Raw genomic sequence first — 5,010 nt, 5'->3', positions numbered from 1 at the left:
GTGGAGCAAACAGCCCTGAGACGATCCGGGCGGCGGTGTTCGACAGTTTTGCGGCGATCCCTCACCCTGCCCCATTGGGTGATGACATGCTAAACCGGATTGCTGACAAGCTGGTAATCCATCTGGCGCACACTACCCCTTCCGCTGTGCACGCACAGCACGCACAGACCCGCCCTTCTGCTGTGCACGCACAGTCACGCACAGACGCACAGCCGGAACAGGGACGCACAGCCAGCCACGCACAGCCGGAACAGCCTGTAACGACTGTGCACGCACAGTCAGAACAGCCACGCACAGACGCACAGCAAGAGACTGTGCACGCACAGCCGGAACTGACAGCAGCGGCGCGGCAAGTCGAAGCTGATTTATATCCTGAGTGGATTGGTCAGGTATCAGCCAAGGCGATTACAGCGGGGGCGCGTGATGCGAAACGCTTTATCAGTCAGGCCACTTTCACGCATGGCGATAAAACAGTTTTGGCCGTGCAGGAAATGGGGCGCATCTGGCTGAACTGGCAAGACCGCGCCGCAAACGATGGTGTCCTGAAACCAAACCCGAAATATCAACCCGGCAACCGCCAGCCTAAATACCTGCTGGCGGCTTAAACCAAACAGGGCAGGGGGGTTAAAACCCTCTGCCCACCTTAAACCAATTGAGATTTAAAACATGGCAGGCAAAGTTAAAACAATTGAGGTGTATTACTGGACTCCATCAGACTGGACAACCGATAAAAGCGAGGCTGATTTACAGGCGGAACTTGACGAGATTGGTTATAGCACGGCTACCGTGCCAGCCGACGTTACACACACCGAAATCAGCGCATTGATACGCGGTTTGCGGGCAGGGCGGATTACTGCCAATGAGACTTAAATGTCTCATTTTAAAGGGAAAGTTGACGGAGCGCCATCCGTGCTATACCATCTAAAAATGGATGGAAATAAACAAACAACCATCCTCCCGCCAACGCCTCACAGGCAACAATCCCCATCCATGGAACTGAATGTGAAGCCGCAGCAATACACACACACACGGAGAACCGACCCGCCATTTTGGCGGATGTGTTGTATTCGCACGGCCTCGCAATCCTGCAAAAGCCGTGCATTAACTTAACCAAGAGAGTTTTAACATGGCTGATACAGCAATTGATTTCCCGGAACGTGCATTGAAAGAACGCGAAGTAGAGCAGATCGTGGGTTTGAAAAAATCCCGTATCCGTGAACTGGAAGCGGCGGGGGAGTTCCCGAAACGGCGCGTATTCGGGGCGCGTTCCGTGCGCTGGCTGCGGAGCGAGATCATGGAATATATCCAGACAAGGCCAGCAGCATGACCCACAAAGTAAAAAGCCCACCGGGGCGCAATCCCGGCAGGCTTCTGATCTTTCTAGTGTGATTATCAATTTTCAAAAGGATACTGAGAAATGAAAACTGACAACAATATTGTCTCATTCGACGCCGACAAAGGCAAGAATCACTATCACGCAGCCATTAGCCTTGCTGACTGGCTGGAAACGTCCGGGCTTATCAAGTGCGACGTGCGCAAAAGCAATCTGTCTGCGCTTATCATGATCACCCCGCGACAGGACGGGCGCTGCGATGAACAGCTTGCCAGTATTAATCTGGCTGGCAATATCGAAACGCGCATATCTGAGCAAGCAATCTACACGCTACGGGCGCTGGTTGCAGAGCGGGCAACCCCTGACGCAGCAAAAGCAATCGACGGGCGTATCGTCATTATTACAGCGGTAAGCCTGCTGGCGGGAAGAGTCGCAGAGCGGGCAATAAAGCAGCTTGCGGGGGTCGAAAGTCATGGATAACAACAGACTTGGCTTTGCCGACGTTCGCACGGCAGCGGCGGGGCGCTGGGAAACCATCCATCGGGCGCTAGGCGTCTCCATCCCAAATACCACCAAGCACACCGCATGTCCCGGATGTGGCGGCAAGGATCGTTTCCGCCTTGACAAGGATTACCAGCAGTCCGGGCGCTGGATTTGTGGTGGCGGGGGCGACTTCCAGCAGGGCGACGGCTTTGCACTGCTGGCACACGTCCAAGGCTGGACGCTGGCAGAGTCATTGCGGGCGGTAGCCGATCACTTGGGGCTGACCCATGCCAGCGACTTTGAGCGCCAGCAGATCAAGCGCAAGGCGGCGGAACAATCCGCGAAGCTGGAAGCGGCGGCACGCGCAAAAGAAGAGCAAGCCCGAACCGACAGCAACTTGTTGGCAATGCTTGAAAACCTGATAGACAGCATCAAGCACCGCCAGCACCTACAGCGGGCGGTTAATGGCGTCGTGACTGTTTCGCCAACAACAGGCGAAATCGAAGCCGCTCAAGAGCTTAACGCGGCAATTCTGGAAAATTACGCAGGAAAACAGGGGGTTGATTATGACCGCGCAGCATAAATTTGAATCATGGGCAGAATACAAGCCATGTGTAGCGCATCCATTGGAAAGCGATTGGCCTGATCCTGAACCTCTGACAGAACAGACAAGCGCAACACCATTTCCAATGGATGCGCTACCCGGCATTATCGGCGGCGCAATCCGTGAAGTGGTGGGGATCGTGAAATGTCCGGTGGCGCTGGCGGTCAATTCCGCCTTGTCCGTGCTGGCAGTGGCTGGACAGGGAGTGGCAAACATCAAGCCACATGCAGACCTTGCCAACCCATCACCATTAAGCCTGTATTCAATCATTATCGGCATGTCGGGCGAGCGGAAAACATCGGCTGACAACTTTTTTTCCGAAGTCCTGAACAAGTGGTGCGCGGCAAAAGTGGAGGAAATAGAGCCGGAACTGAAAAAGTACAGGGCTGACATGACGCGATGGGAAGCGGAAAAGCGCGGCCTTGAACGGCGAATCGAAGAGGCCAGCAAAAAGGGCGACAGTGAAGCCGTTGAAGTGGCGCATAAACGCCTGATTTTGCTGGAACGGGAAGAGCCGGAAAAAGTTTACTCCCCTGATATGTTAATGGAAGACACCACCCCGGAAGCCGTGGCTTTTGACCTTGTGAACAAGTGGCCTGCTGGTGGCGTGTTGTCCAGTGAGGCGGGTGTGGTGTTTGGCGGGCATGGCATGAAGTCGGACAACATCGCAAAGAACCTTGCGACGCTGAATAAGCTATGGGAAGGCGGGCAAATCAAGATTACCCGCAGGACATCCGAAAGCTTCACGGTATCCGGGGCGCGGCTGAGTGTCGGGCTTGCCGTGCAACCGGAGATTATCCGCAAGTACCACGAACAGAACGGCGCGGCGGCGCGTGGTTCCGGCTTCTTTGCCCGCTTCCTGCTGTCGTGGCCTGAATCCACCATTGGAACGCGGTTCATCAGCGAGGAAGAGGCGCGGGGCGGGGTACACAGCAAGAACCAACTTAACCTGTTCTATGCCCGCCTGCATGAAATCCTTGAACAGCACTACCAGAACGCCAAGGCGGGCAAACTGGGCAACCTGCCCACCTTGTCACTGTCGCCTGACGCCCTGAAAACATGGGTTGCCTACTTCAACAGTGTAGAGGAAGCATCAGCACGGGGCGGCGACATGGAAGAAGCAAAGGATATTGCCAGCAAATCGGCAGACAACGCGGCGCGGCTGGCTGGCCTGCTACACCTGTTCAACGGCGGGCATGTCATGGACGCAATCAGCGGCGAAACCATGACGGCGGCTTGCAAGTTGGCAAGCTGGTATCTGTACGAGGCGCGGCGATTCTTTGGTGAGATTGCCTTGCCAGTGGAAGACCTTGACGCCGTAAAGCTGGATAGCTGGCTAATTGCCGAATGTAAGGCGACCGGCAGCAATGCATTCAGCAGAAATCACGCCATGCGGTACACGCTACGCAAGGCCGATAAGTTCAACAAGGCTATGGATGCCTTGGAACGTGCGAACCGTGTACGCCAAGTGAAAGAGGGTAAAACCGCAGTAATCGAGATAAACCCGGCATTGTTGATGGAGGTGAAATAATGGCGCTTCGAGACTGGCTTACCCTTGATTTGAGCCAAAACAGGCCGGAAATCACAAAATCACGTCCAGAAATCACAGGAATCACAAAATCACATCCAGAAATCACAACCGATGTGATTAATCAAGCTATTGAAAATAAAGGAAATACCTGCAAGGAATCACAAAATCACAAAAATCACTGTCACAAACATACAGACCTGAAAAATGTAGGGCTGAAACGGCTGGAAGCGGCGGCGGCTGGCCTGCCAATCCAATTGAATGAATTGGAGGTTATCTTCGCTGATGACCTTGAAGACTTCGGGGGTGGGGCGGTATCCATAGCAGGTATCCGGCAGGCTTGCGAGTTCTACGCCATGGGCAGGCCACAACCCCAACGGGGTGAAATACCGGCGGGCATGGTGCGCTGTACTGACTGCCAGCAGGATCGGTGCAAACACAAACGGGTTACACCTTGGGGCAGTGTCGAGCGCCAGAGTTCGCCTCAATGGCGCTGGTGCAGCGACTACAACCCGCTTGACAGCAACGTGACCGCATTCAGGGGGAAACCATGTGCAAGCAAATGATACCACTCGCCATTGTCCGCGAAATGGAGGTGTCCAAGAGTGTGGGCGGCGTCTGGCACGTATGGGCTGGCGATGATGTGCAGGTAACGCGCCATGGTGACGCCTTGCAGTTCCTCAGGTATGGGCGGCTGGATAGTGAATGGCTGATTCCTGCTACTGGTGAGCGACGCCAGACAATCAACCGCCTGTTTGCTGAACTGGCGGAACGACGGCAGCACAAGCCGACGCAACAGCTATGGACGCCACCGCAGGGTAAGGCGGCATAACACAGAGAGCCGGGAACCTACCCGGCTTTTTTATGCCTGCATTAACCGGATTAGGGCAAACCCTAGGACATGGCAAAACAGGGGGTCAAATGGGCTAAACCGTACCGTGAACCGTACCGTAAACGCCAGAAATGAAAAAGGGTTGCATCCGAAAGAATGCAACCCTTTGTTTTGTATGGTGGGACATGTGCGACTCGAACGCACGACCACCTGATTAAAAGTCAGATGCT

At 54.6% G+C, this 5,010-nt stretch carries 7 protein-coding genes and 1 pseudogene; all 8 read left to right on the top strand.

From position 1 onward, the window contains the following. Positions 1-605 (top strand): annotated as a pseudogene (locus tag VSS37_RS00040) (hypothetical protein); the annotation flags it as partial. A gap of 61 nt (positions 606-666) precedes the next feature. Beyond that, positions 667-870, top strand: coding sequence for a hypothetical protein (locus tag VSS37_RS00035; protein ID WP_324692550.1), 204 nt, complete (start codon positions 667-669; stop codon positions 868-870). A gap of 256 nt (positions 871-1,126) precedes the next feature. After that, positions 1,127-1,327: a helix-turn-helix transcriptional regulator gene (locus VSS37_RS00030; protein ID WP_324692549.1), complete on the top strand. Its 201-nt coding sequence runs from the start codon at positions 1,127-1,129 to the stop codon at positions 1,325-1,327. A gap of 90 nt (positions 1,328-1,417) precedes the next feature. Next, positions 1,418-1,813 carry a hypothetical protein gene (locus VSS37_RS00025; RefSeq protein WP_324692548.1) on the top strand — a complete coding sequence of 132 codons (396 nt, stop codon included), beginning with the start codon at positions 1,418-1,420 and terminating at the stop codon, positions 1,811-1,813. After that, positions 1,806-2,399 carry a primase-helicase zinc-binding domain-containing protein gene (locus tag VSS37_RS00020; RefSeq protein WP_324692546.1) on the top strand — a complete coding sequence of 198 codons (594 nt, stop codon included), beginning with the start codon at positions 1,806-1,808 and terminating at the stop codon, positions 2,397-2,399. The genes VSS37_RS00025 and VSS37_RS00020 overlap by 8 nt, the downstream gene beginning before the upstream one ends. Before the next feature lie 106 nt (positions 2,400-2,505). Beyond that, the gene (locus VSS37_RS00015) at positions 2,506-3,951 is read left to right on the top strand and encodes a YfjI family protein (protein WP_324692545.1); all 1,446 of its coding nucleotides are present in this window, start codon (positions 2,506-2,508) and stop codon (positions 3,949-3,951) included. Continuing rightward, entirely contained in the window at positions 3,951-4,514 is a 564-nt protein-coding gene (locus VSS37_RS00010) for a hypothetical protein (protein WP_324692544.1), read from the top strand. Before VSS37_RS00015 ends, VSS37_RS00010 begins: the two co-directional genes overlap by 1 nt. Beyond that, the gene (locus tag VSS37_RS00005) at positions 4,499-4,780 is read left to right on the top strand and encodes a hypothetical protein (RefSeq protein ID WP_324692543.1); all 282 of its coding nucleotides are present in this window, start codon (positions 4,499-4,501) and stop codon (positions 4,778-4,780) included. The genes VSS37_RS00010 and VSS37_RS00005 overlap by 16 nt, the downstream gene beginning before the upstream one ends. Positions 4,781-5,010: the final 230 nt, after the last annotated feature.

It is taken from the genome of Candidatus Thiothrix phosphatis (assembly GCF_035668035.1).
GTDB classification, from domain to species: Bacteria; Pseudomonadota; Gammaproteobacteria; order Thiotrichales; family Thiotrichaceae; genus Thiothrix; species Thiothrix phosphatis.
This window is presented reverse-complemented; position numbering and strand designations above follow the sequence as displayed.

What these genes read in the sequence shown, in the direction of transcription:
- VSS37_RS00035 (WP_324692550.1), top strand. Translation starts at nt 667, where the DNA reads ATGGCAGGCAAAGTTAAAACAATTGAGGTGTATTACTGGACTCCATCA.
- VSS37_RS00030 (WP_324692549.1), top strand. Translation starts at nt 1,127, where the DNA reads ATGGCTGATACAGCAATTGATTTCCCGGAACGTGCATTGAAAGAACGC.
- VSS37_RS00025 (WP_324692548.1), top strand. Translation starts at nt 1,418, where the DNA reads ATGAAAACTGACAACAATATTGTCTCATTCGACGCCGACAAAGGCAAG.
- VSS37_RS00020 (WP_324692546.1), top strand. Translation starts at nt 1,806, where the DNA reads ATGGATAACAACAGACTTGGCTTTGCCGACGTTCGCACGGCAGCGGCG.
- VSS37_RS00015 (WP_324692545.1), top strand. Translation starts at nt 2,506, where the DNA reads ATGGATGCGCTACCCGGCATTATCGGCGGCGCAATCCGTGAAGTGGTG.
- VSS37_RS00010 (WP_324692544.1), top strand. Translation starts at nt 3,951, where the DNA reads ATGGCGCTTCGAGACTGGCTTACCCTTGATTTGAGCCAAAACAGGCCG.
- VSS37_RS00005 (WP_324692543.1), top strand. Translation starts at nt 4,499, where the DNA reads ATGTGCAAGCAAATGATACCACTCGCCATTGTCCGCGAAATGGAGGTG.